Annotated in this window: 28 protein-coding genes; 26 read left to right on the top strand and 2 right to left on the bottom strand. The window is 40.0% G+C overall.

Going from position 1 to position 25,294, the window contains the following annotated elements:
- The first annotated feature begins 347 nt into the window (after positions 1-347).
- From QZ995_RS22250 to QZ995_RS22195, 12 genes are all read left to right on the top strand, one after another.
- Positions 348-1,088, top strand: a complete 741-nt coding sequence (locus QZ995_RS22250; protein ID WP_301811973.1) for a hypothetical protein — start codon at positions 348-350, stop codon at positions 1,086-1,088.
- A gap of 1 nt (position 1,089) precedes the next feature.
- On the top strand, positions 1,090-2,505 hold the full coding sequence (locus QZ995_RS22245; protein ID WP_301811970.1) for an AAA family ATPase: 1,416 nt from the start codon (positions 1,090-1,092) through the stop codon (positions 2,503-2,505).
- Complete coding sequence (locus QZ995_RS22240) at positions 2,502-3,998, top strand: CpaF family protein (RefSeq protein WP_301811967.1); 1,497 nt, start codon at positions 2,502-2,504, stop codon at positions 3,996-3,998. Before QZ995_RS22245 ends, QZ995_RS22240 begins: the two co-directional genes overlap by 4 nt.
- Positions 3,999-4,015: 17 nt before the next feature.
- Positions 4,016-4,927, top strand: a complete 912-nt coding sequence (locus QZ995_RS22235) for a type II secretion system F family protein (protein ID WP_301811964.1) — start codon at positions 4,016-4,018, stop codon at positions 4,925-4,927.
- 12 nt (positions 4,928-4,939) lie between these two features.
- Complete coding sequence (locus tag QZ995_RS22230) at positions 4,940-5,845, top strand: type II secretion system F family protein (RefSeq protein WP_301811962.1); 906 nt, start codon at positions 4,940-4,942, stop codon at positions 5,843-5,845.
- Between the two features lie 73 nt (positions 5,846-5,918).
- Entirely contained in the window at positions 5,919-6,095 is a 177-nt protein-coding gene (locus QZ995_RS22225) for a Flp family type IVb pilin (protein WP_301811959.1), read from the top strand.
- A complete protein-coding gene (locus QZ995_RS22220) occupies positions 6,092-6,577 on the top strand; it encodes a prepilin peptidase (protein ID WP_301811955.1) in 486 nt (161 codons plus the stop codon). Before QZ995_RS22225 ends, QZ995_RS22220 begins: the two co-directional genes overlap by 4 nt.
- On the top strand, positions 6,567-6,989 hold the full coding sequence (locus QZ995_RS22215) for a TadE/TadG family type IV pilus assembly protein (protein ID WP_301811953.1): 423 nt from the start codon (positions 6,567-6,569) through the stop codon (positions 6,987-6,989). Before QZ995_RS22220 ends, QZ995_RS22215 begins: the two co-directional genes overlap by 11 nt.
- Positions 6,989-7,510 (top strand): hypothetical protein, encoded by a 522-nt coding sequence (locus QZ995_RS22210; RefSeq protein WP_301811950.1) that lies wholly within the window; start codon positions 6,989-6,991, stop codon positions 7,508-7,510. Before QZ995_RS22215 ends, QZ995_RS22210 begins: the two co-directional genes overlap by 1 nt.
- 95 nt (positions 7,511-7,605) lie before the next feature.
- Positions 7,606-8,235 carry a hypothetical protein gene (locus QZ995_RS22205; RefSeq protein ID WP_301811948.1) on the top strand — a complete coding sequence of 210 codons (630 nt, stop codon included), beginning with the start codon at positions 7,606-7,608 and terminating at the stop codon, positions 8,233-8,235.
- 122 nt (positions 8,236-8,357) lie between these two features.
- Positions 8,358-8,636 carry a hypothetical protein gene (locus QZ995_RS22200; protein ID WP_301811945.1) on the top strand — a complete coding sequence of 93 codons (279 nt, stop codon included), beginning with the start codon at positions 8,358-8,360 and terminating at the stop codon, positions 8,634-8,636.
- Between the two features lie 129 nt (positions 8,637-8,765).
- The gene (locus QZ995_RS22195) at positions 8,766-9,530 is read left to right on the top strand and encodes a hypothetical protein (RefSeq protein WP_301811942.1); all 765 of its coding nucleotides are present in this window, start codon (positions 8,766-8,768) and stop codon (positions 9,528-9,530) included.
- Between the two features lie 704 nt (positions 9,531-10,234).
- Here the strand turns inward: QZ995_RS22195 and QZ995_RS22190 are convergent.
- On the bottom strand, positions 10,235-11,554 hold the full coding sequence (locus tag QZ995_RS22190; protein ID WP_301811941.1) for a YjgB family protein: 1,320 nt from the start codon (positions 11,552-11,554) through the stop codon (positions 10,235-10,237).
- Positions 11,544-12,074 carry an RNA polymerase sigma factor gene (locus QZ995_RS22185; RefSeq protein WP_301811937.1) on the bottom strand — a complete coding sequence of 177 codons (531 nt, stop codon included), beginning with the start codon at positions 12,072-12,074 and terminating at the stop codon, positions 11,544-11,546. Before QZ995_RS22185 ends, QZ995_RS22190 begins: the two co-directional genes overlap by 11 nt.
- A 684-nt stretch (positions 12,075-12,758) precedes the next feature.
- On the opposite strand from QZ995_RS22185, the gene QZ995_RS22180 reads away from it, so the two are divergent.
- The 14 genes from QZ995_RS22180 to lysS all read left to right on the top strand — a co-directional run bounded on the left by QZ995_RS22180 (position 12,759) and on the right by lysS (position 24,905).
- Entirely contained in the window at positions 12,759-13,700 is a 942-nt protein-coding gene (locus QZ995_RS22180; RefSeq protein WP_301811934.1) for a sigma-70 family RNA polymerase sigma factor, read from the top strand.
- 357 nt (positions 13,701-14,057) lie between these two features.
- The gene (locus QZ995_RS22175; RefSeq protein ID WP_003333851.1) at positions 14,058-14,375 is read left to right on the top strand and encodes a winged helix-turn-helix transcriptional regulator; all 318 of its coding nucleotides are present in this window, start codon (positions 14,058-14,060) and stop codon (positions 14,373-14,375) included.
- A 221-nt stretch (positions 14,376-14,596) separates the two neighbouring features.
- The gene (gene hslO, locus QZ995_RS22170) at positions 14,597-15,475 is read left to right on the top strand and encodes an Hsp33 family molecular chaperone HslO (protein WP_301811920.1); all 879 of its coding nucleotides are present in this window, start codon (positions 14,597-14,599) and stop codon (positions 15,473-15,475) included.
- Between the two features lie 122 nt (positions 15,476-15,597).
- A complete protein-coding gene (locus QZ995_RS22165; RefSeq protein ID WP_301811918.1) occupies positions 15,598-16,491 on the top strand; it encodes a peptidyl-prolyl cis-trans isomerase in 894 nt (297 codons plus the stop codon).
- A gap of 77 nt (positions 16,492-16,568) precedes the next feature.
- A complete protein-coding gene (gene cysK, locus QZ995_RS22160) occupies positions 16,569-17,501 on the top strand; it encodes a cysteine synthase A (RefSeq protein ID WP_301811916.1) in 933 nt (310 codons plus the stop codon).
- A 455-nt stretch (positions 17,502-17,956) separates the two neighbouring features.
- Positions 17,957-18,547, top strand: coding sequence for an aminodeoxychorismate/anthranilate synthase component II (pabA, locus tag QZ995_RS22155; RefSeq protein ID WP_301811913.1), 591 nt, complete (start codon positions 17,957-17,959; stop codon positions 18,545-18,547).
- Between the two features lie 169 nt (positions 18,548-18,716).
- Positions 18,717-19,562, top strand: a complete 846-nt coding sequence (gene pabC / locus QZ995_RS22150; RefSeq protein WP_301811911.1) for an aminodeoxychorismate lyase — start codon at positions 18,717-18,719, stop codon at positions 19,560-19,562.
- A gap of 42 nt (positions 19,563-19,604) precedes the next feature.
- A complete protein-coding gene (gene folP / locus QZ995_RS22145; RefSeq protein ID WP_301811910.1) occupies positions 19,605-20,468 on the top strand; it encodes a dihydropteroate synthase in 864 nt (287 codons plus the stop codon).
- A complete protein-coding gene (gene folB / locus QZ995_RS22140; RefSeq protein ID WP_301811908.1) occupies positions 20,461-20,826 on the top strand; it encodes a dihydroneopterin aldolase in 366 nt (121 codons plus the stop codon). Before folP ends, folB begins: the two co-directional genes overlap by 8 nt.
- A 1-nt stretch (position 20,827) precedes the next feature.
- Positions 20,828-21,358: a 2-amino-4-hydroxy-6-hydroxymethyldihydropteridine diphosphokinase gene (folK, locus tag QZ995_RS22135; RefSeq protein ID WP_301811906.1), complete on the top strand. Its 531-nt coding sequence runs from the start codon at positions 20,828-20,830 to the stop codon at positions 21,356-21,358.
- Entirely contained in the window at positions 21,310-21,531 is a 222-nt protein-coding gene (locus tag QZ995_RS22130; protein WP_003343511.1) for a helix-turn-helix domain-containing protein, read from the top strand. The genes folK and QZ995_RS22130 overlap by 49 nt, the downstream gene beginning before the upstream one ends.
- A 32-nt stretch (positions 21,532-21,563) precedes the next feature.
- Positions 21,564-22,592, top strand: coding sequence for a tRNA dihydrouridine synthase DusB (gene dusB / locus QZ995_RS22125; protein WP_301811904.1), 1,029 nt, complete (start codon positions 21,564-21,566; stop codon positions 22,590-22,592).
- 216 nt (positions 22,593-22,808) lie between these two features.
- Complete coding sequence (gene greA, locus QZ995_RS22120) at positions 22,809-23,285, top strand: transcription elongation factor GreA (protein ID WP_031412449.1); 477 nt, start codon at positions 22,809-22,811, stop codon at positions 23,283-23,285.
- A gap of 93 nt (positions 23,286-23,378) precedes the next feature.
- Positions 23,379-24,905, top strand: a complete 1,527-nt coding sequence (gene lysS / locus QZ995_RS22115) for a lysine--tRNA ligase (RefSeq protein ID WP_301811901.1) — start codon at positions 23,379-23,381, stop codon at positions 24,903-24,905.
- Positions 24,906-25,294: the final 389 nt, after the last annotated feature.

Below are 25,294 nucleotides of genomic sequence, written 5' to 3'. Positions count from 1 at the left end.
ACTGATATAGAGTTCATCCTATCGCTTTGGATACAGGTTACTAGGCCCACCTGAATTAGATAATTCCAAGAGATTTTTCATCTGTCTTTCCTTATCTTTTAAAGGAAGGCTTATTTGTGAGGAAATCTCGCTCCTGTGCAACATCAAAGATTGTTCTTATAGTCTCCTTAAGTACTCTATATTTCTTTAGAAAAAAACATATGAACTTCCTATGTTAGACATAGAAAAGGTAGGAATGAAAGAAAGAATGTTAAAACCATGGGGAGTTCTTCATGGTTTTTTTGTCCCATAAAGCGTTAGTACACTTCTTTTACGGGATACATATGGAAAAAGGGGGAGGGGATTTAATGAGAAGCTATCGGCTTAGCTATGTTCGTTTGCTAGTTATTACGCTGTTGGCCATTGCATGTGGTTTTCTAACCTATCAGGCAGTACGCCCTGAGCTGTTTTATTACATCAAGGTAAAGGAGCAAAGCGAATTAGAAATAGGGACCCCTCTGTCCCTTGATCATGTTGAAAAGGGAGTATTAGAAATGGGCAATCGTTTTTTTAGTAGCTCGGTTGAGGTACCTGGTTTTATTCCTTGGGAAGAGGTCAGTCATTTAATTGGAGTACCAGTGATTCGACATGTAAAGGCCGGGGACCCGTTACTAAAGGGAGATATTCCAACAAGCACGGAAGAAGGTCAGCTACAAGGTAACCATCCCAATCACACGGCGATGACAATACCAGTTGATAACATCAGTGGTGTATCAGCACAGCTACAGGAGAGAGATCGTGTTCATATATATGCTTCTTTTAAGGATGAGGAGGGGGCACATACTGGACTTTTATTGAAGGCAATGCCGGTAGTCGGGGTACAACGTGGCTTAGACGGGGAGGGTGCAATTCTAAAAGCAGTGACGATTTCCTTAACGCTTCACGAAGGGGGGTTACTCACCCATGCCCTCCACTATGGCAAGCTACATCTAGGAAAAGCAGGTTATGGAAAAGACCTAAAATCAGGCATTGGAGACACTCATTTTGCTAAAGCATTGATGAAAAGTAATAAAAGATGGACAGATACGGAAGGAGAAGGAGGAAGCTAGAATGCAGGATTGTCCGAAGAAGTTGTTGCTTGTCGATGAGGATGAGAAATGCACAAGTGATTTAGTAGAACAACTAAAAGAGAGTCAGTATGTGAAGGTATGCGGAGTTGTAAGTGACTATAAAGAGATTTTTCACACCTTACAAGCAATGCAACCAGATATAGTACTGGTTGGTTTTTTTCATGAAACAGATTTAAGTCTGTTATGTCATCAAGTTCGTTTTTACTTTCCAACTATTACTTGTATAGCTGCTTGCGATTTACAAACGACGCAGTGGGAAGCCTTGATAAGGAATCTAGGTGTGTTTGTATTACAAAAACCAATTTCCCCCTCAATGATTGAAATGGTTGTAAGTCAAGATACCACACAAGGAATATTACCCCCTGGGGCTCTACCGTCGTTGGATACTATCAACCCCCAATTTGACCAAACTCCTGTAATATCATCTCGCAATCTATCGAGTCACGGTCAGTCTGCAGGACATCAACAACATTTGATCACTGTTTATGGACCAAAAGGAGGAGTAGGTAAAACATTTATATCTCGGGAATTGGCAATCTATTACTCGCGTCACTCCTTAGAAGGAGAAAACAATAGAGTGCTTGCCATTGATTTTAATTTAGATTTGGGTACGTTTGCTACGTCATTAAATTTACCGCGTACTCCGAATCTGTACACATGGGTTCAAGAAATACAAGACAGATTAATTCAAGTAGTTCAGAGAGACGGACGAGATCCTGATTTTATTAGTCATGAGGAATGGCAGGAGTATGCAGCTTCGATGGCTCTTTGTCCAGAAGAGATTGAGCGTTATATTGCGATACATCCTGAATCAGGGCTGCATGTTCTTACTTCCCCAAGAGACATACGACAAAGCTTTCATATTAAGGATTACCATTTATACATCATTCTCGAAACCATTAAACGAAGTGTATACAATATTGTTTTAATTGATACGGCACCAGATACTACGGATGCAACCATTCAGGCATTATTTTTCGCTGAGCGAGTGGTAATGGTGGGGAGTCCTGTGGTTGATGCGATTGAAAATATTCACAGAGTCTTAAAGCTATTGCGTGAAGCCGAGTATCCCGAACAAAAAATTCAAATCTGCATGAATCGGCTGCAAAAGAGAGAGATGTTTACTTTAGAAGAGATGAAAGCTTACTTCCAGCTACACCCCAGTCAGACCTTACTAACAATTCCTGATGATGACGAAGTGAAAAGATCAATTAATACAGGAATCCCACTGATGCTCACCACATCTAGGTCTCAAGCCAAGCTGGCTATCGAAAAATTGGGGCAGGTACTCATTCCTCATACTGAAAAGGAAGGACAAATCTATTGTGATTCTACAAATAACACGAAGAAGGCAAGTTTTTTTAAATGGTTTAGTAAAGGGGGATGGGGACGATGAGTTTTTCACGCCAAAAGTTATTAGGAACAGAAAGGCAGAAGCGGCTAGATATATCTGAATTAAAGAGGCAGGCTCATGATTTTTCAAACCTCCGCAGGAAAGTGGGTCATGTTGTTCAGGAGAGTGCCAGTAAGTATGTAGAAAGGGAATGGTTTTTATCCCGGGAAGAGGAGGCACATGTAAAGGGAAAAATTGTTGAAGCCTTTGGAAAACGATTATGGGAAGAAAAAAGCTCACCTGCCTTGATAGAGGAAGTAAAGGAGCAACTGCGACGATTGGTAGAACGGCAAGCCCCGCTGCCAACCCATCAATTGGAACTTGAGGTACATCGAATTTTACACGAATTAATTGGCTGGGGGCATCTGGATGAATTGCTCGAAGACCAAGATATTACAGAAATCATTGTACAAAAATTTAGTGATGTAGTAGTGGAACGAAAAAGTACCGGCAGGCTGGAACGTCTGACTGAGAAGTATTTCTTTGATGAGGAGCAGTTGTTGCATTTGATAGAGCAGATTGCAGCAACTATGGGACGAGAGTTTAACGAATCCAAAGCAGATTTGCATACTCAGCTTCCCGATGGATCAAGGGTTACCGCTACGCATCGATCTATTTCACCAGATGGGCATATGCTCACAATTCGAAAGCACCGTGACCTTCTAACTCAAAAGGATTACTTGCGGTATGGTTCCATCTGTAAACCAATGTTGTCATTTTTGAAGTATGCCGTGGGGGTAGCGAGAGCCTCTGGAATTGTGAGTGGAGGTACAGGTTCAGGCAAGACCCACCTATTAAATCTTATCTCTCAATTTATCTCTCCACAAATTAGTGTTATTACGATTGAAGATGTCTTGGAATTAAAGCTACAGCATCCGTTTGTTCGTAGATTCTTAACGAAGCCAGCTAATCATGAGGGGAGAGGCGGATTTTCCATACGTGATTGTGTCAGGCTTTCTCTACGGAAGCGCCCGGATGTCATCATTGTAGGAGAGACTCGTGGAGGAGAAATTGTCGACATTATTTGGGCTATGAATACAGACCATCCAGGTAGCTGGAGCACCGCTCATGCCAATTCCCCACGTGCTTTGGTTGATTCCACTTTGCCGATTTTGTTTGGAAAGGCAGAAGAATCCTACAGTTCCTTAGAGAGAAACCTGATGATTGGTTCAGCTCTTAATTTGATTGTGCAGGTTAAACGTTTTGAAGAGGATGGAAGCCGGAAGGTTGTCTCCATTACAGAGGTGATAGGTACTGGCGAGTCAGACGAGGACAAGATTAGAAGGATGCTGTCCGTTAAGCAGGTAATTCCCAATCGAGTATACCTTCAAGATATTTACGTCTATGAACCATTAGGTGTAAAAAAAGGCAAGGTTGTTGGTCAATATAGGTGGACGGGATATAGACCAGAAGGCCTGATAAAGTGCTGGAAAGCAAAGGGAATAAGTGAAGAGGAAATAGACACGATGTTTTTTAGGGAGCCTCTTAAGCTGTAACAAGGGAGGGTGAGTTAATGCTAGTTGAGTGGACCGCCCTTTGTCTTTCTGTACTTTCAGGAGGACTTATCCTGAGTATTTTGATCCCCGCTGATTTTTTGAATCTAAAAGCCGAAAATAGCTCCACGCATATGATAATCTCAGAAATGCATCGAAATCGGAAAAGCTGGAACATACGAATTGAGAATAAGCTCAAACAGGCACGTTTAGATATCGGAATTAAAAGATATGTCTTCTTCTGTTTTGTTACGGGTTTATTTTTTTATGCTCTCACTTTATATGTTTTAGATTCTTGGTGGCTTTCCTTACCCTTTTGGTTTATTGGAATTTTAGTTGTTCATCGTTTTCTGGCGGTTTGGCGAAATAAGAAAAGAGAGCGCTTTGAAGAGGAGAACCAGAAGGCACTTCGGATTATTTCCAGCTCTATTCGTTCGAATCCTTCTTATATTCATGCTTTTGAACAAGTGGCTACTAGCAAATTTATTGATAAAAGTATTGCAGAGGAGTATGGAACGGTTGTTGAGAAATTACGTGGTCAACTGTTACTAGAGGATGCAATGAAATGGTTGTATGTAAAAACCGGATCATCAGATATTCAATATCTAGCAACAATTATACAGGTTCAGCGGGAACTAGGCGGTGATATGGCTCAAACGTTAGATATTGCTGTTTCTTCTCTGATTCGGAGGAAGCAAGTAAGACGAAGACAGGTATCTGCTTTGTCCCAAATTTTATCGCAGGTTAATTTGCTCAGTGCGATGCCTTTCTTTTTTGTAGGTATCTTATATGTGAACAATCCTAATCATTTTGCTCCATTAACGGAGAGCTTGAGTGGTCGTTATGCCATGTTGGTGAGTTTTTTATTAATTATAGCTGGGGGAGAGATTATTCGTTATTTAGCCCTGTCAGTTGGCAGACAAAATGGATAGGGAGGTAAGGCAATGGCTCTTTTAGCAAGTGTATGGATTGTAATTTTGATAATGATGATAGCCGTTCCTTTTTTTCATGTAGTTCATAATGGAGAGAAACTAAGTTTATTTACAAGATTTTTTTCAGAAGTACATGAAGAAAAACGAGAGAAAAGGCTGTTCTCAAGAGGCCAACGTATCATATTGTGGATGACAGAGCCTAAACGCTTAGATGCTTTGTCCAGAAGATTAGGATTTGATTTGTTTCGCGTAAAAAAACAACTTCTGCGTTTGCGTTGGAAAACAAAAGTAGAGGATTGGTTCATATTAAAAGCCCTAGGAGCAGTATTTTTAGGGTGTGCAGTGATTCTTCTAGGCTACCAGTACTTACGAGATGGGGAGATAGACATTTTTCATAAAATCGGGCTAATCCTCTCCCTTCTGTTATATTTTTCTCCTAATCTTATTATCGATTGGTCTGACAAACGTGCTCAAAGGGAGATAGAGATTCAGATCCCTATCTTTTTTAGCATTGTGTTGGCACTTGTAGAAGCGGGTATGCCTGTTCATTTGGCAATGAGTAGGGCTGCAAGTAGATATCCTAAACGACTTGGACAAGAAATAGCTCGTTTAGAAGTAGAGCAAAAGAGGTATGGTAATTGGCGAAAAGCTTTAGAGGAGCTGGCTCTGTGTTGGGAGCTGGCCTCTTTGTTATCAATTGTAACTGATATACAAGAGGCATTGACTAAAGGAACTAATGTTTCTCATTTATTGCGAATGCATATTGAGGAGCAATTACGAAAGGAAGAAGACCAAATGACAGATGAGGTAAATCGAATGAGTGTAAGGCTGTTACCCCTAGTAGTTTTGTTTATGGGGGTTCCTCTGATGTTTTTAGTGCTTGGGCCGTCTCTTATTGGGATAAAAAATCAGCTTTAATAGTAAAAATTTTATTTGCGACAGGTCTCTATCTTTTGTGAAAGTAAGATTATAAGAAGGGAGGCTGGAAAATATGAACTATATTACGCATTATGCTAAACGATTTTGGAAAGAGGAAGATGCTGTGACAATCGTAGAGCTGGTCATTATTGTAGCAGTAATATTAATTTTTCTAATCCCCACATTGGTTGAGCTGCGTACAGCCGAAGATCAGAAACTAAAAGAACTTCAGGAAAAAATAAGTAAGTGAGTTTTGTACTGATTTTAGTGTTGGCTATAGCTGCCTATTACGATGTACGATACCGGAAGGTCCCTAATTGGCTTGTCGGTATGACCTTATGTATAGCGTGTCTACAAAGAGGAGCGATTGGCGAAATGTGGGGAATGATACTAGGAGTAGGAACGGGGTTTTTGCTAACATTGTTACCTGTACTGGTAAAGGGGATGGGAATAGGTGATCAAAAATTGCTCATGCTGGTAGGCAGTTATACAACTCCAGTTGCTATCTATTGGATTTTTTGTTGTTCGTTAGTAGTGAGTATTTGCATGCTTTTGTTTTTTCCTTCACGTCTTGGTTTAATTCATTATCATTTGAAGAGCAGCGCCGGGATGTGGCTTGCTCATCGGAGGATTTGGTTACCTGAGGTAAGAAAATCAGCTTTAGCTCTCCCATATGCGTTAAGTCTTTTCATAGCATACATGATTTATTATGTGAAGTCTTATGTGGAATAGATATAGAAGGTTTGGATATGTAAGAAATCAGCGAGGGAGTCAAATTATCGAGTATGTTTTTGTATTTCCTCTTCTCTGGTTTTTATTTATTTATGGGTGTGATCAATTTAGCATTATGTATCAAAAACAGAAGGCTTTAGCTGCATCATACGAGGCGGGGAGATTTGCATGTGTACAACCTAACTATGGTTTAGCCGTCTATATGGCGAAGAAGTTTGCTGAAAAGGAGTTAGAACAGGCTCTTTATTTTGAACATAAGCAGATTGAATTGATAGTCAAGGGTGGATGGTCACAAGGAAATCATGTAGAGGCAAGAGTAAGCATTACATTTCCCCTTTTAGGATCAGCAAAGTCCTATACTGTAGAAGAATCCTATTCAATGATGATTGAAAATGGAAGAGATCGAGGCTGATGTATATGACTAATATGTCTTTAAGAAGAATCATAGAGGAAGAGCGAGGAAGTATTTTACCTACCTCGCTCTTTTTTCTTATCTGTCTTTGCTTATTGTTATCGATGGTGTTGTTTATGCAACAAGTAGATGTAACACAAATGCGAATGCAACACACGGCGGATATTATCGTTAAAGGAGCAAGAACAGCAGGGCAATGGATCGAAGCGGATGCGGAAACAAAAGAGGAACGAGCTTTGTTAATCGCCACAACGGAGGAAGCTAGGAGAAAAAAGGCGAGTATTATTCGAGGGGCTAGAGAAGAAGCGGACATTCTGTATCGATTAAATAAACCAGGGTTGGATCAAATAGCTGGAGATATTAGCATCAATCATCAAAAAGGTGAGAAAGCCTCATTATATACCCAGGGAATATATCATTTAACTATTGAACTGAAAAAGAAGATTTATATGCTATTTGAGGAACGCGAATTCCTTTTTCGGAGAACATCTCAGGCTGGAATAAGAAAAATAGCAAAATAGAATAATTTGATAAAAATAGGATAATTTTGATATTTTTGTCCTAATTTAACGTGCTAATTTTAGGGAAACCGACTGGAAGTAAGGAGTGTATCGGCATGCCCTCATTAATTATCACGAAATATAAGAAGATATTAGCGGGAACACAAAAACGTTTTTCACCCTATGAGTTTGAAGATAACCAGTTTCGAAAGAAAAAAATTCAGCTCATTATTCAGTATGCGGTTGAGCAAGTAATGAAGTGGACACCTGAGCAAGCTAAGACTCAGCTTTCTTTACAAGATATTAAAAAGTTAAAGCTACACTTAATTACTGAATTCATTCAACCTCCAATCGAAGCGAAAATGACAGATGTGTACTATATTATCGACTATGCTTATCCTCACTTGCCTAAATTATCAGAAAAAGAAAAGGTGCTTTGGGTGTACCAAGAAGTTCTTAATGGTAGCCGCAGGCATTTCCCAATGCATTACTTTCAAAGCGTATTAGGAGAAGAACGAGCTAAAATTTGTTTTATCTATATGTGCGAAAAGCTTTTAAAGGTTACCAATATCCTTGAACTTCCGAAGATTTTTGGAAAAACTGAACAAGCCTATCAGATTTTACGTACATATAAGCTAAAAATTTTAGTGGATACTTTATATTTTTCTCCTTTTGATCTAATCACTGAGATATATCCTGAGTTAGCTGATCCAGAATTATGGGGAGAGGAGGGGTATTTTCAATAAATTAGAGCATAGGCAAGAAATATTTGCGATTACCCTCTGTCTTTTTATACCGTAAAGATAGTTTCATAAGCTTATAAGCGTATGAAACGGCCGTTAATCTGTTGGTGAGAAGGAGGGTTGCTATGGCAACGGGAATTGCTCACACGACGCAAGCTTTGACATTGGAAGCGATAATTGGTCTTCAGGTTCGCTATCAGAAACACAGACCAGGAGCATTTCTTTCAGTAGAGGGAATGCCAAAAGGTACCTTTCCGATTGAGTCAGTACACCAGTTTGGAAAGCGTATGGTCATCAATGACGGGTTAATCATGATGGAGAGTGCTCCAACCGTCATAATCCGCAATAGAAGAATCGCATTTCTATTGCCGACGGGGGAAGAGCTGTATCTTATGATTCAGTGATTGTCCTACTACCGCCTCTTACTGGTATATGAAGAGGCGGTAGCAAATTCTTAGTTTTTATGACGTGTCTCTTATAATCACACAAAATATAGCCGAAATATTTTAATTATTATAGGAGGGTTGATTACTATGTTAGCCAGTGATTCTATGGAGCTAGTGGAACGTTGTTATGAGCAAGTCTGTAGCTTACTGGGGAAGGAGGAGTTAAAAAATAAATTTATTGATTATGTATTTGTTGATTATCAGGAAGAGGTGGTAGCCGAGCATGATGCAGATTTTTTCTATCAGCATTTGCAAAAGTTACAGTTAGTTCGTTGCCGAAAAGACTTTGATCAAGCTGTAGATGCCTGGTATGAGAAAAAAAGATTAGGTAACAACAGAAGTACGGGCTTTCACTCCATTTTATTTTCTATTGTTCGCGGAACGATAGGGACGTATAAGGTAAGAAACAGACAGGAATTAATCAAGTATGTAACCCATGTGCTTACCAATTCTAACGGCTATATGAAGCAATGGCGTTCGAAAGGGAAGAGAACTAAAGTGATGTATTTCCATTATTTGAATAAAATAGGAATCCGTAATGTTAATGATATTGAAGCATTAGTGGATTCATGGCTTATTGAAAATCCTCAAGCCTTTGATGAATATCAACAAGCTTATTATCAAAGACCAATTAGACGGGGCAGGCCCAATAACGTTCAATTAAGTAGGCTCATCGATCAAATTAAACAAATGAAGCCAGCTCTAAATAGGAAAGAAAGAGAGCGTATTCGTAAGATTTTTTATTACTACCGCAATCACTTAGAGATTAATGAGATGGTATCGAAATTCCTTAATTATATAAAAGCTAAAGATCGGAAAAATCAGTGTGACAGAAGGAGAATGATCGATTAGAAAATAAATTATCAAGTCAAACTAGATGAAAACCCAACAATTTCTCAAAATATTTAGAGAGTTAGAGCAGAAAATTGCACTACGTTGCCTAGAATCAAAGCCATGGCTTCTACATGAAACAGAAATTAATACATACTCTTGGTAAAAGCAATTGAAGTAACATTAGAAGTAATAGTTATTATTAGTTGATATCCTTCACCAGGCTATAGTTTTATTACGCATATTTTGATTTGGGTATCGAACTAAAGCCACTTTATGTGAACATCCCCCTAAACCTTCTTAATTATTACATGGTGTTGGACCTGGAGGTAAATGATTTTTTCTCACAAAACACCCACCAAGAATAGACTATCTAATCAGGTAGTAAACCTCAAAAAGGAGAGCTACTTTGTCTAAGAATTAATCAATAAAAAGGAAACAAAAAATAGAAATTCAGATGTTATCTACTCTCTATCCTTCTTTTTAAATAATTCCAAGCGTTCCCCACCAGCAGTTTAGAAGCTTTAAATTGGGTAAAAGTAAGGTGGTGTAATCCTCTAAACTGAAGATAAAAGGAAAGATACCTGAGCTAATAAAATAAAAGCTTATGAAAAGCTATCAAGAAAGCAAAAATGACTTTGCCTGATTCCTATTTCAGGCAAAGTCAAAACAAACCAAATATTGTTCCAGTTAAAATACCTATCTACCAAGATTTATTCAAAAGTTTATGTTTCCCAGCTCTCGGATTGCTTGTGTATGACATTTACATGATCTACTAATGGGTCAACATTCTTATTTGTTACAGGAGATATGACCACTTGAAGCTGGTACTCACTATTTAAGGGGTATGTGAAGACCTGTTCTTTGTTTCTATTAAAGTATCCTTTTAATTTTTCACCCAAGGCTGTTTTGACCTCTGATAGATGTATGTCTTGTAAGCGAAGATCAAAGCTTCGGATTTCGATCAGTAGACCTTTAGAATCATATCCGACAACAGTACCATGCTTGCGATAGATTGCATAGGTAGTTTTATAGGGGGTATCCATTTTGTCAGCTTTACCCCAGCGTTGCTCTATTTGCTCCTTAGTGGTTCGTCCCACTACAAAGTCTTCTAGTAGTAATCCTTTAGAAGCGGATTCATTTATTCTTTGTAAGAAATCAATATTATCTCCCATCATGAGGTTTTTCCGACCGTCTGGATAGACGACACTTACATGTTCGATTTGCAGAGATACATCATGATTACTAGCAGATGGTTCAGTTGTGTTCGAACCATTGTTGATGCTGATTGGATTAAAATAAAATACTAATTGATAGTCTCCTCCAGCAGGATAGCTGTATTTCAGTTGATCTGTGAACTGTTGGACAAATTGGGGCTTCCCTAGAATCTGTTCCACTTGTTCTTTATTTACAGCCTTTAATCGAGTGTCTGTTGACATGATTTCTACTAGCTGTTCGCCCTTATTGTAGGCAAATGCTAATGACTTCTCAGGATAATTAGCAGTAGGTAGACCAAATCGTACCTGATCCGGCCCTTTTGATTCACCCCATACTTTTTTTATGTCATCGGCTAGAGATGTTTTTACAGCAATATCTGCATTTATCACCTTACCGCTTCTGGCTCGGTCCATTACATTTACTAAGAGCTTGCTTTGAGCCGAAGTCACTGTTTGGGTATTTTTTTCCACACTTATCTTGCTATCATGCAAAGAGTTGAGTGGATCAGTATTGCGTGACTCCTTATAATCACTTATAGTTGCGGATACTAGACTTTTATTTGAATCGATTGGCTGATCCTTTTGCACCCATGCATTTCCTAACCAGAAGGTAGCTAGAACTAATGAGCTGCACACAATTCCTTTACTGATCCAAGTAAAATAAATAGACAGATCAGTTCTGTGTCCCTCTTTTTTCTCTTCTCTTAGTAAATGAGCCAGCATGTTTTGTTTGCTTGTAGCATCCAGCTTATGATCTGGGAGTGTTTGCAGATGCTGTAAAGTTTGATTCGATTGCTCATCTAGGTTTGAAAATTTATTAGATGACACGATTGATCACCCCATCTACATCAGTTTCCTTGCCTAGGCTTCTCTGCAATGTTTTTAAAGCACGATGCAAGGTTGTATTTACTTTGCTTTCGCTCCATTGTAGAATTTCTGCGGTTTCACTGGGGGATAACCCCTTTATTCCGCGTAAAATCACAACCTCCCGATAAGAAGGCTTTAATCGCTGTACAGCGGCGAAGAGCAATTGATTTTCTTCCTGTTTACCTACAATCTCTTCAGGTGTTCCATCAGATGACTTGATTTGTTTTAACCAGGTATCTGGTAGCCAACTCAAGTAGCGTTTCTTTCGTTCATGATCAATTGCTGTATTGCGTGCAATTGAAAAAAGCCAGGTTTTCGGTTGGGCTCTTCCTTCATATTTTTCATATCCTCTAATAGCTTTCATGAAAACTTCCTGCACCAAATCTTCTACATCGCGGTTACGCGTATAGTAAACTAAAAACTTATATATATCGTCACTATAACGAACAAACCACTCCTCAATGTGTTCGCGCCTAGTCAATTTGTGTGACACCTCTTTTAAAAGAATTACCCTCAGATCGTCCTGATGTAAAATCAGTTGAATGTTCAACATAACAAACCAAAAAACAAAAAAACAAAAAGCCAAGCCCCAACCTTATTTGCTTTACCTTAGCCCTTAAAAATACTGGGTATGTAAATAGACGAGACGATAATAGCTTGCTTACACTTTTTTCGCATCATATCATTTATTTTCTTAAAAGTAGGCAACAAATGGGCATCCAGATATTACATATAGGAAAAAATGCAACTTTTTTGGGGGTTGAGGAGTCAATATTAGTAGCGAGTTAATTCAAAAAGTTTTTAACTTAGAGGGTTGGTACAAGCTAAAACTGGTGTACACTGATTAGCAGAGGATCAGTTGGCATAAAAAAATACACTAGTACAATGCCGCTGTACTAATGGTTCGCTACAAAATATTTTCCGGTAAAGTAATGTGAATGTTATCTCCTACGTACGATAAACTTACATTCAGTGCGTATGTATATCATGAAAGGTATAGCATAATTAAGCAATTAATAACTAGATGTAAAAAGTTCTAGTTCTTTCAAAAATTTTGTTCACCTTTTTCCTGATATTCTGTTAACATAAGGATTATACAATATGTTTTAATGTGTCAACAGGAGATAACTGAATATTTCTATTTCCGATGAAGTGAGGGTTGCACATGACCACTATGAGTCACACCTCTTTCCAAGATTGTGCCCGGCGTTGGCGTGAAGTCGAGAACGAATTATCAATTGTTGTTCCTAAATCTTTACGATCAGATACTTCCGCGTTATTGTTTTTGGAGGGCGTAGCAGCAACACCTATGTTGGATAAAGATGAAGAAATGCAATATTTGATTCAGTATCAGCGTGATGGTGATTTAGAAGCTCGCGAGATTCTAGTACGTGCTTATCTTCGTTATGTCGTAAACACTGCACTTCGTCATTTGAAAAAGGGAATGCCGTTCCTTGATCTGATTCAAGAAGGAACAATTGGGTTATTTACCGCAATAGAAAAATTTGATATTACAAGAGGCGTCCGTTTATATCACTATTCGCATTGGTGGATTTCACAAGCCATCACACGTGCTATCAGTGACAAAGGCCGTCTTATTCGCATACCTGTACACATGCATGAGCAAATACGTCTCTATCAAAAGAAAGTTATGCAATTGGCTCATTTGCTAAACCGCAATCCTGAACGACATGAGATTGCAACCTATTTAAATATTCCCTTGGAAAAAATGGATACCATCGAGTATGCTCTTCGCATTAAAATGGAATCAATCGATGAGCAACCTGTCGTGCTCCACATGGAAGATGACGAAGAATTGCTAAGCTACGCTGAAATTGTTGATGACAAAGAGAGCTCATTAGAAGACTGGATTGAACGAGTTGATCTAAGAGACCAGGTCTTTGATGCTTTATCCGTATTAAGTCCACGTTCGCAAGAAATCATTGCGATGCGCTTTGGACTGTATGACGATCAGGTTTATACGTTAGAGGAAGTAGGCAAGATGTTTGGTCTTACCCGCGAACGTATACGTCAAATTGAAGCAACTACGATTGAGCGATTGCGCAAACAGAAATGTTCACGCAACTTGATGGAGTACCTTTCCTAAGGTATGTCAAAAGAAGTTAATTCATTCATTGTCCCCATAATTGGAGGTCAAAGGAGCTACATGCTAAGAAGCATGATCATGCTCCTTTTTATTGTCTATTTTTCTTGTGTCTGTGTAAGTTCTTTTAAATAAAATAAACTGAAAATTCCGTTATTAAAAAGGATTAACCCTCAAAGGTTTGTCTTATAGGCAGAAGGCATTATACTATTTATATGAAGAAAGTAAATAAGTGAGTAGGCAAGTAGCCCATTTTTTCATTAGAAAGCGGGAAAACTACACTTTGAAAGGTATCTCCACTTCTGAAAACTTATTTTTATTAAGTAGCTATGGTAAAATAACTATAAGGGAGTGATAAAGATGAGTGACCACCAATTATGTCCAAAGCTTGAGACTGCTTTTGAATTGTTGGGAAAACGCTGGACGGGATTAATTATTTGTGTGTTGATGACAGGGCCTAAGCGCTTTAAAGATATATCTGAAGTCATACCCGGTATGAGTGATCGGATGTTGGCGGAAAGATTTAAGGAGTTAGAACTAGCTGGTGTTTTAACGCGGAATGTTTATCCTGAAACCCCTGTGCGTATTGAATACGAGTTGACAGATAAAGGCAGAGGGCTAAAAACCGTCATGGATGCCGTGCAAACTTGGGCCGAATCATGGGTACATTCTAAATAGGACTGGATGGAGGACTCCTGCCTCATACGCGGGAGTTTTGTTGTTCATGAATAGCTAATTGATTGGATCAAAGTTACAAAAAACAAGAGAAATACTTTGGTGCAATCAATTACCTACAGTCAGACGACGGCAACCAGAGGGTGCTAAGGCTAGCGAATGCGTAATGAGCGAACGAGGCACACTGAACTAAGAGAAATAGAGAATATGCAAGGAGGACGCGTATGAGTGACTATTTAGTAAGAGCAACGGGTTTCAATGGGAATGTTCGAGCATTTGCTGCCCGCACGACAGGAATTGTAGAAGATATTAGAAAAAGGCACGGTATGCTGAATACTGCTAGTGCAGCTTTAGGGCGAACGCTTACAGTAACAGCTATGATGGGTGCTATGCTTAAAGGGGACGAACGTATTTCAGTCAAGATTAATGGCGGCGGTCCGATCGGCAGTATTTTTGCGGAGGCCAATGCCCATGGTGAATTGCGGGCGTATGCAACAAATCCAAAGGTTCACTTTGAGCTAAATGAACTAGGTAAGCTAGACGTTCGACGTGCAGTAGGTACAGATGGGTTTTTATACGTAACGAAGGATTTAGGTCTTCGAGAACCGTATCAAGGTAGTGTGCCGATTGTTTCCGGTGAGATTGGTGAGGATTTTAGTTATTATTTTGTGGTATCAGAGCAGACTCCCTCGGCTGTAGCTGTGGGTGTGCTGGTTAACCCTGAGGATCATTCTATTTTTGGATCAGGTGGATTCATTCTGCAATTACTTCCAGGTACTCCTGAAGAGGATATCGTGAAAATTGAAGAGAAAATTAGTAAATTGCCGCAGGTATCACGCTTAATTGCAGAAGGTATTACACCGGAAGAATTAATTGCTAAGGTATTGGACAACCCTACTATTCATAGTAAGCTGGATCTTACCTTTAATTGCGGATGCTCTGCTGAAAAAGTGGGCAATACACTAGCTAGCTTAGGTAAAGCGGAATTAATGAGTATGCAAAGAGAAGAAGGCGGAGCTGAGGTCCACTGCCATTTTTGCAATGAACTTTACCAGTTTGACTATGATGATTTGCAGGAAATCATTAATGATTTGGATAAATAAAGAATAAGAGACAAAACGGTGGAGACTAGAGCATGAGACATGTGCGATTGCTAACGACACGTCAACTACCGTTTTTTTCTTGCCCTAATATTATAGAATTTTAATGAAATGGAGAGAAATGGATGCGTAACGTTCGGTTTTTGTGGAGCTTGATTGGTGCGCTTATCTTGTTGTTAGCTGTTGTATCGGGTGCTTGGTATAAAGGAGCAGGTCTGGCGGCGGTAGCTAAGGTAGGAGATGAAAACGTTACAGAGCAAGCGCTAATCTTACAATTAAAAGAGCGCTATGGAAAACAGATGCTGGATCGTATGATCGATCACCAGCTCGTCTTCCAAGAAGCAAATCGTCTGCAAATTACTGTTTCTGATCAGCGAGTTCAGGAAGAGATTCAAAGGATAAGAAGTCATTTCCCGCATGAGGGTGATATCCCAAGTGAGGTGCAGGATCGATTGGGACAGACTCCGGCCCAAATGGAGCAGGAGGTTCGCTATCAATTATTGTTGAAAAAGCTTGCTACTAAGAATGTAACAATCAGTGATGATGAGCTACGAGCTTATTTCCAGCAACACCAATCCGATTATATTCAACCGACCACCGTACATCTCTATCGCTTGTTAGTAAAAACGGAAGCCGAAGCTCAAAATTTATTTCAAGAGCTATCAAAGGGAGCAGATTTTATGACGTTGGCTAAAGAGCGCTCCATAGACCCCCACACAGCTCCCAATGGTGGAGATATGGGGATCGTTGTTTTAAAGGACGACTCTTTAACGGAAAATGAACAGTTCGCTCTTCAGGATATGAAAGTCAAGGAAGTATCTGCTCCTATTCCTGTTGAAGATGGTTATGCATTATTGCATATAACAGAACGGAAGGAAGAAGTAATTCCAACCTTTGAACAGTCGAAGGAAAAGGTTTTTGAGGACATGGCGATTGCTAAAGCGGAGTCGTTTGATGAAATTTTAAATCGTTTACGTAAAACGACCAAAGTAGAAGTGAAGGATGTAACCTATCGTTGACGCTAATGAATATGATTTGTTATAATACCTACAAATCCTAGCAAATTACTCGGTGATTACTTGAGGGGGACAAAAACATGCGGGTTGCACAATCTATTACAGAACTGATTGGAAATACGCCATTAGTCAAACTCAATCGTGTCGTAACGGAAGACATGGCTGATATCTATTTAAAGCTGGAGTTTTTTAACCCCGGTAGCAGTGTGAAAGATCGTATCGCACTTTCTATGATTGAAACAGCCGAAGCGGAAGGTAAATTGAAGCTTGGCGATACTATAATTGAACCAACTAGCGGTAACACGGGGATCGGATTAGCGATGGTGGCTGCAGCCAAGGGATATCGCGCTATCTTGGTTATGCCGGATACCATGAGTATGGAAAGACGTAATTTGCTACGTGCGTATGGAGCGGAATTAATCTTGACCCCAGGAGCGGAAGGAATGGGAGGAGCGATTCGTAAAGCAGAAGAACTTGCCCGCGAGAACTCCGACTATTTTATCCCGCAGCAATTTAATAATAAAGCCAATCCTAAGGTGCATCGAGAAACTACAGCAAAAGAGTTGCTTGAACAGGGAAAAGAGATCGGTGGTATTGACGCTTTTATTGCTGGTATCGGTACAGGTGGTACCATTACAGGCGTGGGTCAAGTGCTGAAAGAGGAATACCCAGAGGTAAAAATCTATGGGGTAGAACCTCAGGCCTCCCCAGTTTTGTCTGGAGGCAAACCAGGTCCTCATAAGATTCAAGGAATTGGTGCTGGATTCGTGCCGGAGATTTTGGATACGTCTATCTATGATGAAATCCTTCCTATTGAAAACGAAGCTGCTTTTGAAACAGCTCGTCGTGTGGCTCGGGAAGAAGGAATTTTAGGTGGAATTTCTTCAGGTGCGGCTATTTCAGCTGCTCTCGATGTAGCGAGTCGTTTAGGAAAAGGAAAAAAAGTTGTAGTTATTATTCCTAGCAATGGTGAACGCTATTTGTCTACGCCGCTTTATCATTTTGAGGATTAATATTGCTTCAGGCTTTTTAAAGTAGGAATAATGTAATGGAAGTGGTTCGCACGCGTTAGGGGCCACTTCTTTTTGTCGTTATAGAGCATCTGGTTCAGGAGCTGCTATCTTTTGAAGGGCCATGAACCGTTGTTATGAAATGAGTGAATTTGGAAATAATCTTACAAAAGCTTCCAAATGATGACTTACAGCTACCAAGTCTGTATGTTATGATATATCAAGACCTATTGCTTTTAACTAATTAACTTGAGAAAGAAACACTTCTGTCCATACGAGAATTAGTAAAGCTTAAAGCAGGTCGTACCCGAGCTGTTATAGGTATCAGCCATGATTTCATAATTAAGCGGAAAGAGTGCTATGAGTCGTGGAAAGAGAGCAGAGGTCTTATGGAAAGTAGTTGAGCTGAGTGAAGAATTTGAGAATGAGAGGCTGAAGAGCCGAGAGGAGAGCCGAGTATGATTATTATGATTGATAACTATGATTCCTTTACGTACAACCTAGTACAATTTATTGGGGAGCTGGGTGAGGAGTTACGGGTATTTCGTAACGACAAAATCACGCTAGAGGAAATCGAAAATTTGGATCCAGACTACCTGATGATTTCGCCTGGTCCTTGCACACCGAATGAAGCTGGGATTAGTATGGATGTTGTCCGCCATTTTGCAGGTAAGATTCCGATTTTTGGCGTATGCCTTGGCCATCAATCAATTGGGCAAGTATTTGGCGGGAAAATAGTGCGAGCAGATCGGCTGATGCACGGAAAAACCTCGGAGGTATTGCATGATGGAAAGACCATTTTTGCATCCATACCTTCCCCCTTCCAAGCTGCACGTTATCATTCGCTGGTGATTCAGGAAGAGTCAATTTCGGAAGAATTAGAAATTACAGCTCGTACACCTGAAGGGGAGATAATGGCGATTCGTCATAGAGAGCTGCCTATCGAAGGTGTTCAATTTCATCCTGAATCAATTATTACCCAATATGGAAAGCAAATGTTGAAAAACTTTTTGACGGCTTATGCAAAAGAGACACAACCTATCAAATAATGAACCATTACTTCAAAGCCACTTGCAAAAATGATTGCAGGTGGTTTTTTCAGGAAAGTAATAAACCAAAATCACAGTAAGAGTGGTTCGAGGAAAGTTTTAGTTATGATACTCTGATTTTGTGGGTTACAAAAGAGAGAAAAACGTCTTATAGTAGGAGACTAAGCAAATGTGGGTGTTTGTTAATGATAAAATTGTACCTGAGGAACAAGCGGTAGTTTCAGCCATGGATCATGGCTTTTTATATGGTATCGGTCTATTTGAGACCATTCGAATATATCGAGGAAAACCATGCTTTTGGAATGAGCATATGCTGCGTTTGGAAAATGGCATGACTGATTTACGGATTCGTCACAAGTGGGAGCATAACGAGATATATCGTGCTGTGCAGGCTACTCTGGAGAAAAATCAGCTAGAGGATGCTTATGTACGAATTAGTGTTACTGGAGGAGCGGAAGGTGTCGGCTTGCATAGTGGTGTATATGAGCAGCCATCGCTTTATATTTTTGTCAAATCTGTAACGCCGATTGCACAGCCTCCTCTTCCTAAAAGATTGAAAGTAATCTCCTTTCCAAGGCAGACTCAGGAAGGAAACCGACGTTTTAAGTCTCATAATTATGTAAACTGTGCCCTAGGCAAACAAGAAATAGGAGGGGAACCGGATATAGAAGGTCTATTTTTGACAAAAGAAGGTTATATCTGTGAAGGGGTTGTAAGCAACGTCTTCTGGGTCAAGGACAATATGGTCTATACACCTTCCGTTGACACTGATCTGTTAGCAGGAATTACCCGAAATGCTGTCCTAACCATTGCACATACAGGTGGTCTTAATGTGGAGGAAGGTCTGTACCCTCTTGAGGAATTATTTAAAGCTGATGAGGTGTTCGTAACCAACTCGATTCAGGAGATCGTTCCGATATCGACTGTCGAGAATGTAGAAGTTCCATATGTCTATGGAAAACTGACCCAAAAGTTGCATGAAGCCTACAGGAGATTGGTAGAATTGTCCAACTGATTGTGTTATGCTTTCCACAATATAAAAAGGAGTTCGAAGAAGATGAAACATGATCATGAGCGCTCTCAGACTAAATTTACATCACTATCATGTGGTACATATAATCTGCCGTTGCACGAAAGAACATTAATCATGGGAATCCTTAACGTTACTCCTGACTCTTTTTCGGATGGAGGACGTTACAACCAGCTAGATGACGCTATGCGGCATGCTGAAAGGCTTGTAAAGGATGGAGCGGATATCATCGATGTAGGGGGAGAGTCGACACGGCCAGGTTCTCAGCTTGTTAGTGCGGAACAAGAATTAGAGCGAATTATTCCGATTATCGAGCGCCTCTCCCGCGATATAGATGTACCGATCTCTGTTGATACCTATAAAGCTCGAGTTGCTGATGAAGCATTGCGGGCAGGAGCCCATATTATTAATGATGTGTGGGGTGCAAAAAAAGACTCCGAAATGGCCGCTGTAGCTGCTAGATGGAATGTGCCGATTATTCTAATGCACAATCGAGAGCAGATGGAATACCAGGATTTCTTCCCTGACTACATAAAGGATTTACAGGAATCTATTCAGCTAGCTTTGGCAGCAGGTGTGTCAGAAGAGATGATCGTGCTTGACCCAGGTATTGGTTTTGCCAAAACATTGCAGCAAAATTTAGAAGCAATGCGTCGGCTGGATGATTTAGTGGCCCTTGGCTACCCCGTCTTACTGGGAACTTCACGAAAATCTATGATTGGTAAGGTTCTTGATTTACCTGTGGATGAACGTCTAGAGGGTACAATTGCGACGGTAGCGCTAGGCATTGAGAAAGGTTGTCATATCATGCGCGTGCACGATGTTAAGGCCATAAAACGAACAGCAATGATGATGGACGCTATAAAAAAAGGGGTACTCTACAATGGATAAAATCTACTTTAATGGTATGGCTTTTTATGGTTATCATGGTGTTTTTCAAGAAGAGGCTAGGCTAGGTCAAAGGTTCTATGTTGATTTGGAGCTCTCGCTTGACTTGCAAAAGGCTGCTGATACGGATCAGCTAGAATATACCGTTAATTATGCGGATATTTACGAAAGGGTGAAGGCTATCGTTGAAGGAGAGCGTTATCAGTTAGTGGAAAAATTGACGGCGAAGATTTGCGATGGTTTGTTGAGCGATTTTCCTTTAGATGAGGTCAAAGTAAAAGTAACAAAACCAGATCCTCCTATTGCAGGGCATTACCAATCAGTCGCAATTGAGATGATTAGGAAGAAAGGAAGTAACTAGCATGGGCAACCTTACAAAAGCTTATATTGCCCTTGGATCTAATCAGGGAGAGCGAGAAGCTATGCTTAAAGGTGCCATCGCCGAGTTACATGCACATGATTTCATTCAAGTGTCTCGCCTTTCTTCTGTTTATGAGACTGATCCAGTGGGCTATATAAATCAGCCTGCCTTTTTAAATATGGTGATTGAAATTGAGACAAGCTTAACGCCCCTCGAGTTATTGCAGACAGCCTTATCGATTGAGCAAAAATTAGGGAGAGTTCGCCTTGAGCGATGGGGGCCGCGCAATATTGATATTGATCTATTGCTTTTTGGAGAGGAGGAAGTGGCGTTGCCGAATTTGGTCATTCCTCACCCAGAAATGATTCATCGTGCTTTTGTCCTAATTCCTCTTCAAGAAGTATGGCATGGAGTTATACCGGGAACAAATTTATCCATAGAAGAAGCAATCCATCAATGTATAGAAACACAGGGGGTACAGGTATGGGGGACATTAGATTGGGGAGCCGAATCAGAGCGTTCCGCAAATTAAAAGGCTTTACACAACAGCAACTAGCCAGTGAGATGGGTGTATCATTATCGTTTGTGGGCACCTTGGAGCGAGGAACAAAACCACCGACTGAACTGGTGTTACGGAAGATAGCCAACACTTTACAAGTTGAATATGAGGAATTATGTGCTATAAATAAAGGGAATGAAAAGTAGGCAGCGTTCCTTCGCTTAAGGAGGTTTTATATATGAAAATCGGAAACATCGAATTAAAAAACAATGTTGTCCTAGCGCCAATGGCAGGAGTATGTAATCCTGCTTTTCGCTTGATTGCTAAAGAATTTGGCACAGGTTTAGTCTGTGCTGAGATGGTCAGTGACAAGGCGATTATGCATGGCAACAAAAAAACGTTAGATATGTTATACGTAGATGAACGTGAAAAACCGTTGAGTCTGCAAATTTTCGGCGGTGATAAGGAGACGTTGGTGGGAGCGGCTCGATACGTTGACCAAAACACCAATGCCGATATTATCGACATTAACATGGGGTGTCCTGTCCCTAAGATAGTTAGCTGTGATGCAGGGGCTCGTTTGTTACTAGACCCGGAAAAAATTTATGAAGTGGTGTCAGCAGTAGTGGATGCTGTAGACAAACCGGTAACAGTCAAAATGCGCTTGGGCTGGGACGAGGATCATCTATATGTTTTAGATAATGCACAGGCGGTGGAGCGTGCTGGTGGTAAGGCAGTTTCTGTGCATGCTCGTACTCGTGTTCAGATGTACAAGGGTCAAGCTGATTGGGAATGGATTCGCCGAGTTAAAGAAGTAGTTAATATTCCGGTTATCGGTAATGGTGACGTAGCATCACCAGAGGATGCCAAACGTATGCTAGATACAACAGGCTGCGACGGGGTTATGATCGGCCGTGCGGCTCTGGGGAATCCTTGGATGCTTTATCGCACGATTCAATACCTAACCACAGGTGAATTACTGGGTGAACCTACTGTTCGTGATAAGGTAAATATCTGTTTGCTGCACGCTAAACGTTTAGTTGCATTAAAAGGACCAAGAGTTGGCATACTTGAGATGCGCAAACACGCTGCATGGTACCTAAAAGGCTTAAAAGGTGCCACTCAAACGAAAAAACTGATAAATTCCGTTGAAACAGAAGAAGAATTGTCTCGCTTATTGCATGATTACGTAGATTGGGTAGAAAGCGGAGCGTTTGATGATACAGAGATGGAAAAAGAAGGGTCTGTTAAAATCTCTGCCTTATAATGGAAATCAAACATTGACAACGTATTTCTCATATCCTATAATTCATCGTATTATGTACTTGAAGCTGCCAGATCGTGATCTGGCAGCTTTCCCTATGACCCACTGTATTACAAAAAGAAAACGATTACCCCTAGTATATTAAGTGGGTGATCTACATATAATCCTGTGTACTTTTTGATAACGGGATTAAAAATTAATAAACGGGGGAATACGAAGATGTCTGAAAAAGAAGTTATTCTTACACCTGAAGGCCTTGCCAAGCTTGAGCAAGAATTAGAAGATTTAAAAACCGTTAAGCGCAAAGAAGTCGCTGCACGTATTAAAGAGGCCATTAGCTATGGAGATATTAGTGAGAACTCTGAGTATGAAGAAGCTAAAAATGAGCAAGCGTTCATTGAAGGCCGCATTCTCACTTTAGAAAAAATGTTGCGCAATGCTCGCATTATTACTAACGAAGATGTTGATACCAATGTGGTAAGTGTTGGTTCAACTGTTCGTCTAAAAGATCTTGAATTTGGAGACATAGTAGACTACACTATCGTTGGTTCTGCTGAATCTGATCCATTAAACAATAAAATCTCAAACGAATCTCCTGTGGGTCAAGCTTTGCTTGGAAAAGCAAAAGGCTCTACAGTAGATGTAAATGTTCCAGCGGGCGTTATTCAATACGAAGTACTTGAAATTAATCGATAAGCTCACGTTAAATGGCGTACCAATCTTTTGATGGTACGCCCTAGTCCTATTCAACGGGCTTTAACAGAGCGTTCTGTTAGGAGTGAAGAAGGAATGGCAAGAGAAGAAGACCTACAACAAGAGCAAGGAACTGAGCAAGACCTACACGAATTGCTACAAGTTCGCCATGACAAAATGGATCAATTACGTGAATGGGGCATTGATCCGTTTGGAAAGAAATTTGAACAGAAGGATTATGCTTCGGATATCACAGCTAGCTTTACGGACAAAACGAAAGAAGAGCTTGAAGAAGCGAATCACGAAGTTACTATCGCCGGTCGTTTAATGGCAAAGCGCAAGATGGGAAAGGCGAGCTTTGCGCAACTATTGGATCGCTCTGGTCAAATTCAGATTTATGTGCGAAAAGATACAGTCGGCGACGACCTATATAACGTTTTTGATTTAAGTGATATCGGGGACATTATCGGTCTTACTGGTACTTTATTTAAAACAAAAACAGGCGAGCTAAGTGTTAAAGCGAAAAGCTTAGTTTTCCTAAGCAAATCTCTTCGTCCATTACCGGAGAAATTCCATGGCCTAAAAGATATCGAGACACGCTATCGGAAGCGTTACGTGGATTTAATTGTTAATCCAGAAGTACGCAAAACATTTATCGCACGTAGCCGTATTCTAACTGAAATGAGACGTTATTTGGACAACCTAGGATATTTGGAAGTAGAAACACCTACTTTGCACTCCATTGCTGGGGGAGCATCTGCTCGTCCTTTTATCACTCATCACAATGCATTAGACATGCAATTGTTTATGCGTATTGCGATTGAGTTACATTTAAAACGTCTGATTGTTGGCGGTATGGAAAAAGTGTATGAGATCGGTCGTGTATATCGTAATGAAGGTATCTCTACACGACACAATCCTGAATTTACAATGATTGAACTGTATGAAGCTTATGCTGATTACAAGGATATTATGAAGTTAACAGAAGAAATGATTGCTCATATTGCACAAACCGTGCTGGGTACCACGAAGATCCAGTACCAAGGCCATGAGGTAGATTTGACTCCGCAATGGAGACGAGTACACATGGTTGATTTGGTAAAAGAACATACAGGAGTAGATTTCTGGAAGCACATGAGCGATGAGGAAGCACGCGCTTTGGCTAAAGAGCATGGAATTACTGTAGAAGCTCATCATACCTTTGGACATGTTGTTAATGAATTCTTTGAACAAAAAATCGAAGAAACATTAATTCAACCTACATTTGTATATGGACATCCTGTAGAAATTTCTCCGTTGGCTAAGAAAAACGAGGAAGATCCACGCTTTACAGATCGTTTCGAGCTGTTTATTGTCGCTCGTGAGCACGCGAATGCATTTACGGAGCTTAATGACCCAATTGACCAGCGTCAGCGTTTTGAAGCACAACTGCTAGAAAAAGCTGCTGGTAATGATGAAGCTCATGAAATGGATGACGATTTCATCGAAGCGCTTGAGTACGGCATGCCGCCAACTGGTGGACTAGGGATTGGTATCGACCGTCTAGTTATGCTTTTGACAAATGCACCGTCTATTCGTGATGTGCTCTTATTCCCTCATATGAGAGATAAGGGTAAAGCTTAAGATAAGCGAGCTCTAATTTGATTTTTGGTGAATAAAAAAGCAACTAAGGCTAAGTAATTCCCTTAGTTGCTTTTTCGTTCTATTAAATTGTTGTTTATTGTTGCATTAATGGTAAGGTGTGATAGACTAATAAAGCTGTAAATACTATTAGAGATAGGATCTATTTTTATTTAAACTAAACTTTTTAAAATAAATTTAAAAAAAGTATTGATTTATGTGAAAGAGATATGCTATATTAATTTATGTCCTCACCGAGTGAGTAAAACCAAGTGATGAGGATGAAAAAAGTGTTGCTTTTCAAAACTGAGCGTGTTATAATGATTGAGTCGCCGTTAAAAAGTGGTTGACAAATTAAGAAGGTTTTGATAAGATAAAAAAGTTGTTGTTCT

This window comes from Brevibacillus laterosporus, assembly GCF_030489605.1.
In the GTDB taxonomy this organism is placed as follows: Bacteria; Bacillota; Bacilli; order Brevibacillales; family Brevibacillaceae; genus Brevibacillus_B; species Brevibacillus_B laterosporus_E.
The sequence above is the reverse complement of the archived record's forward strand: the minus strand, read 5'-3'. Positions and strand labels throughout refer to the sequence as shown.

Excerpts from the sequence above, each read along its gene's own strand:
- QZ995_RS22180 (WP_301811934.1), top strand. The coding sequence starts at position 12,759 with ATGACCACTATGAGTCACACCTCTTTCCAAGATTGTGCCCGGCGTTGG.
- pabA (WP_301811913.1), top strand. The coding sequence starts at position 17,957 with ATGATTATTATGATTGATAACTATGATTCCTTTACGTACAACCTAGTA.
- QZ995_RS22205 (WP_301811948.1), top strand. The coding sequence starts at position 7,606 with ATGCCCTCATTAATTATCACGAAATATAAGAAGATATTAGCGGGAACA.
- QZ995_RS22245 (WP_301811970.1), top strand. The coding sequence starts at position 1,090 with ATGCAGGATTGTCCGAAGAAGTTGTTGCTTGTCGATGAGGATGAGAAA.
- QZ995_RS22235 (WP_301811964.1), top strand. The coding sequence starts at position 4,016 with ATGCTAGTTGAGTGGACCGCCCTTTGTCTTTCTGTACTTTCAGGAGGA.
- cysK (WP_301811916.1), top strand. The coding sequence starts at position 16,569 with ATGCGGGTTGCACAATCTATTACAGAACTGATTGGAAATACGCCATTA.
- folP (WP_301811910.1), top strand. The coding sequence starts at position 19,605 with ATGAAACATGATCATGAGCGCTCTCAGACTAAATTTACATCACTATCA.
- lysS (WP_301811901.1), top strand. The coding sequence starts at position 23,379 with ATGGCAAGAGAAGAAGACCTACAACAAGAGCAAGGAACTGAGCAAGAC.
- QZ995_RS22200 (WP_301811945.1), top strand. The coding sequence starts at position 8,358 with ATGGCAACGGGAATTGCTCACACGACGCAAGCTTTGACATTGGAAGCG.
- QZ995_RS22165 (WP_301811918.1), top strand. The coding sequence starts at position 15,598 with ATGCGTAACGTTCGGTTTTTGTGGAGCTTGATTGGTGCGCTTATCTTG.
- QZ995_RS22130 (WP_003343511.1), top strand. The coding sequence starts at position 21,310 with ATGGGGGACATTAGATTGGGGAGCCGAATCAGAGCGTTCCGCAAATTA.
- folB (WP_301811908.1), top strand. The coding sequence starts at position 20,461 with ATGGATAAAATCTACTTTAATGGTATGGCTTTTTATGGTTATCATGGT.
- folK (WP_301811906.1), top strand. The coding sequence starts at position 20,828 with ATGGGCAACCTTACAAAAGCTTATATTGCCCTTGGATCTAATCAGGGA.
- QZ995_RS22195 (WP_301811942.1), top strand. The coding sequence starts at position 8,766 with ATGTTAGCCAGTGATTCTATGGAGCTAGTGGAACGTTGTTATGAGCAA.
- QZ995_RS22240 (WP_301811967.1), top strand. The coding sequence starts at position 2,502 with ATGAGTTTTTCACGCCAAAAGTTATTAGGAACAGAAAGGCAGAAGCGG.
- greA (WP_031412449.1), top strand. The coding sequence starts at position 22,809 with ATGTCTGAAAAAGAAGTTATTCTTACACCTGAAGGCCTTGCCAAGCTT.
- pabC (WP_301811911.1), top strand. The coding sequence starts at position 18,717 with ATGTGGGTGTTTGTTAATGATAAAATTGTACCTGAGGAACAAGCGGTA.
- QZ995_RS22175 (WP_003333851.1), top strand. The coding sequence starts at position 14,058 with ATGAGTGACCACCAATTATGTCCAAAGCTTGAGACTGCTTTTGAATTG.
- hslO (WP_301811920.1), top strand. The coding sequence starts at position 14,597 with ATGAGTGACTATTTAGTAAGAGCAACGGGTTTCAATGGGAATGTTCGA.
- QZ995_RS22215 (WP_301811953.1), top strand. The coding sequence starts at position 6,567 with ATGTGGAATAGATATAGAAGGTTTGGATATGTAAGAAATCAGCGAGGG.
- dusB (WP_301811904.1), top strand. The coding sequence starts at position 21,564 with ATGAAAATCGGAAACATCGAATTAAAAAACAATGTTGTCCTAGCGCCA.
- QZ995_RS22225 (WP_301811959.1), top strand. The coding sequence starts at position 5,919 with ATGAACTATATTACGCATTATGCTAAACGATTTTGGAAAGAGGAAGAT.
- QZ995_RS22230 (WP_301811962.1), top strand. The coding sequence starts at position 4,940 with ATGGCTCTTTTAGCAAGTGTATGGATTGTAATTTTGATAATGATGATA.
- QZ995_RS22210 (WP_301811950.1), top strand. The coding sequence starts at position 6,989 with ATGTATATGACTAATATGTCTTTAAGAAGAATCATAGAGGAAGAGCGA.
- QZ995_RS22250 (WP_301811973.1), top strand. The coding sequence starts at position 348 with ATGAGAAGCTATCGGCTTAGCTATGTTCGTTTGCTAGTTATTACGCTG.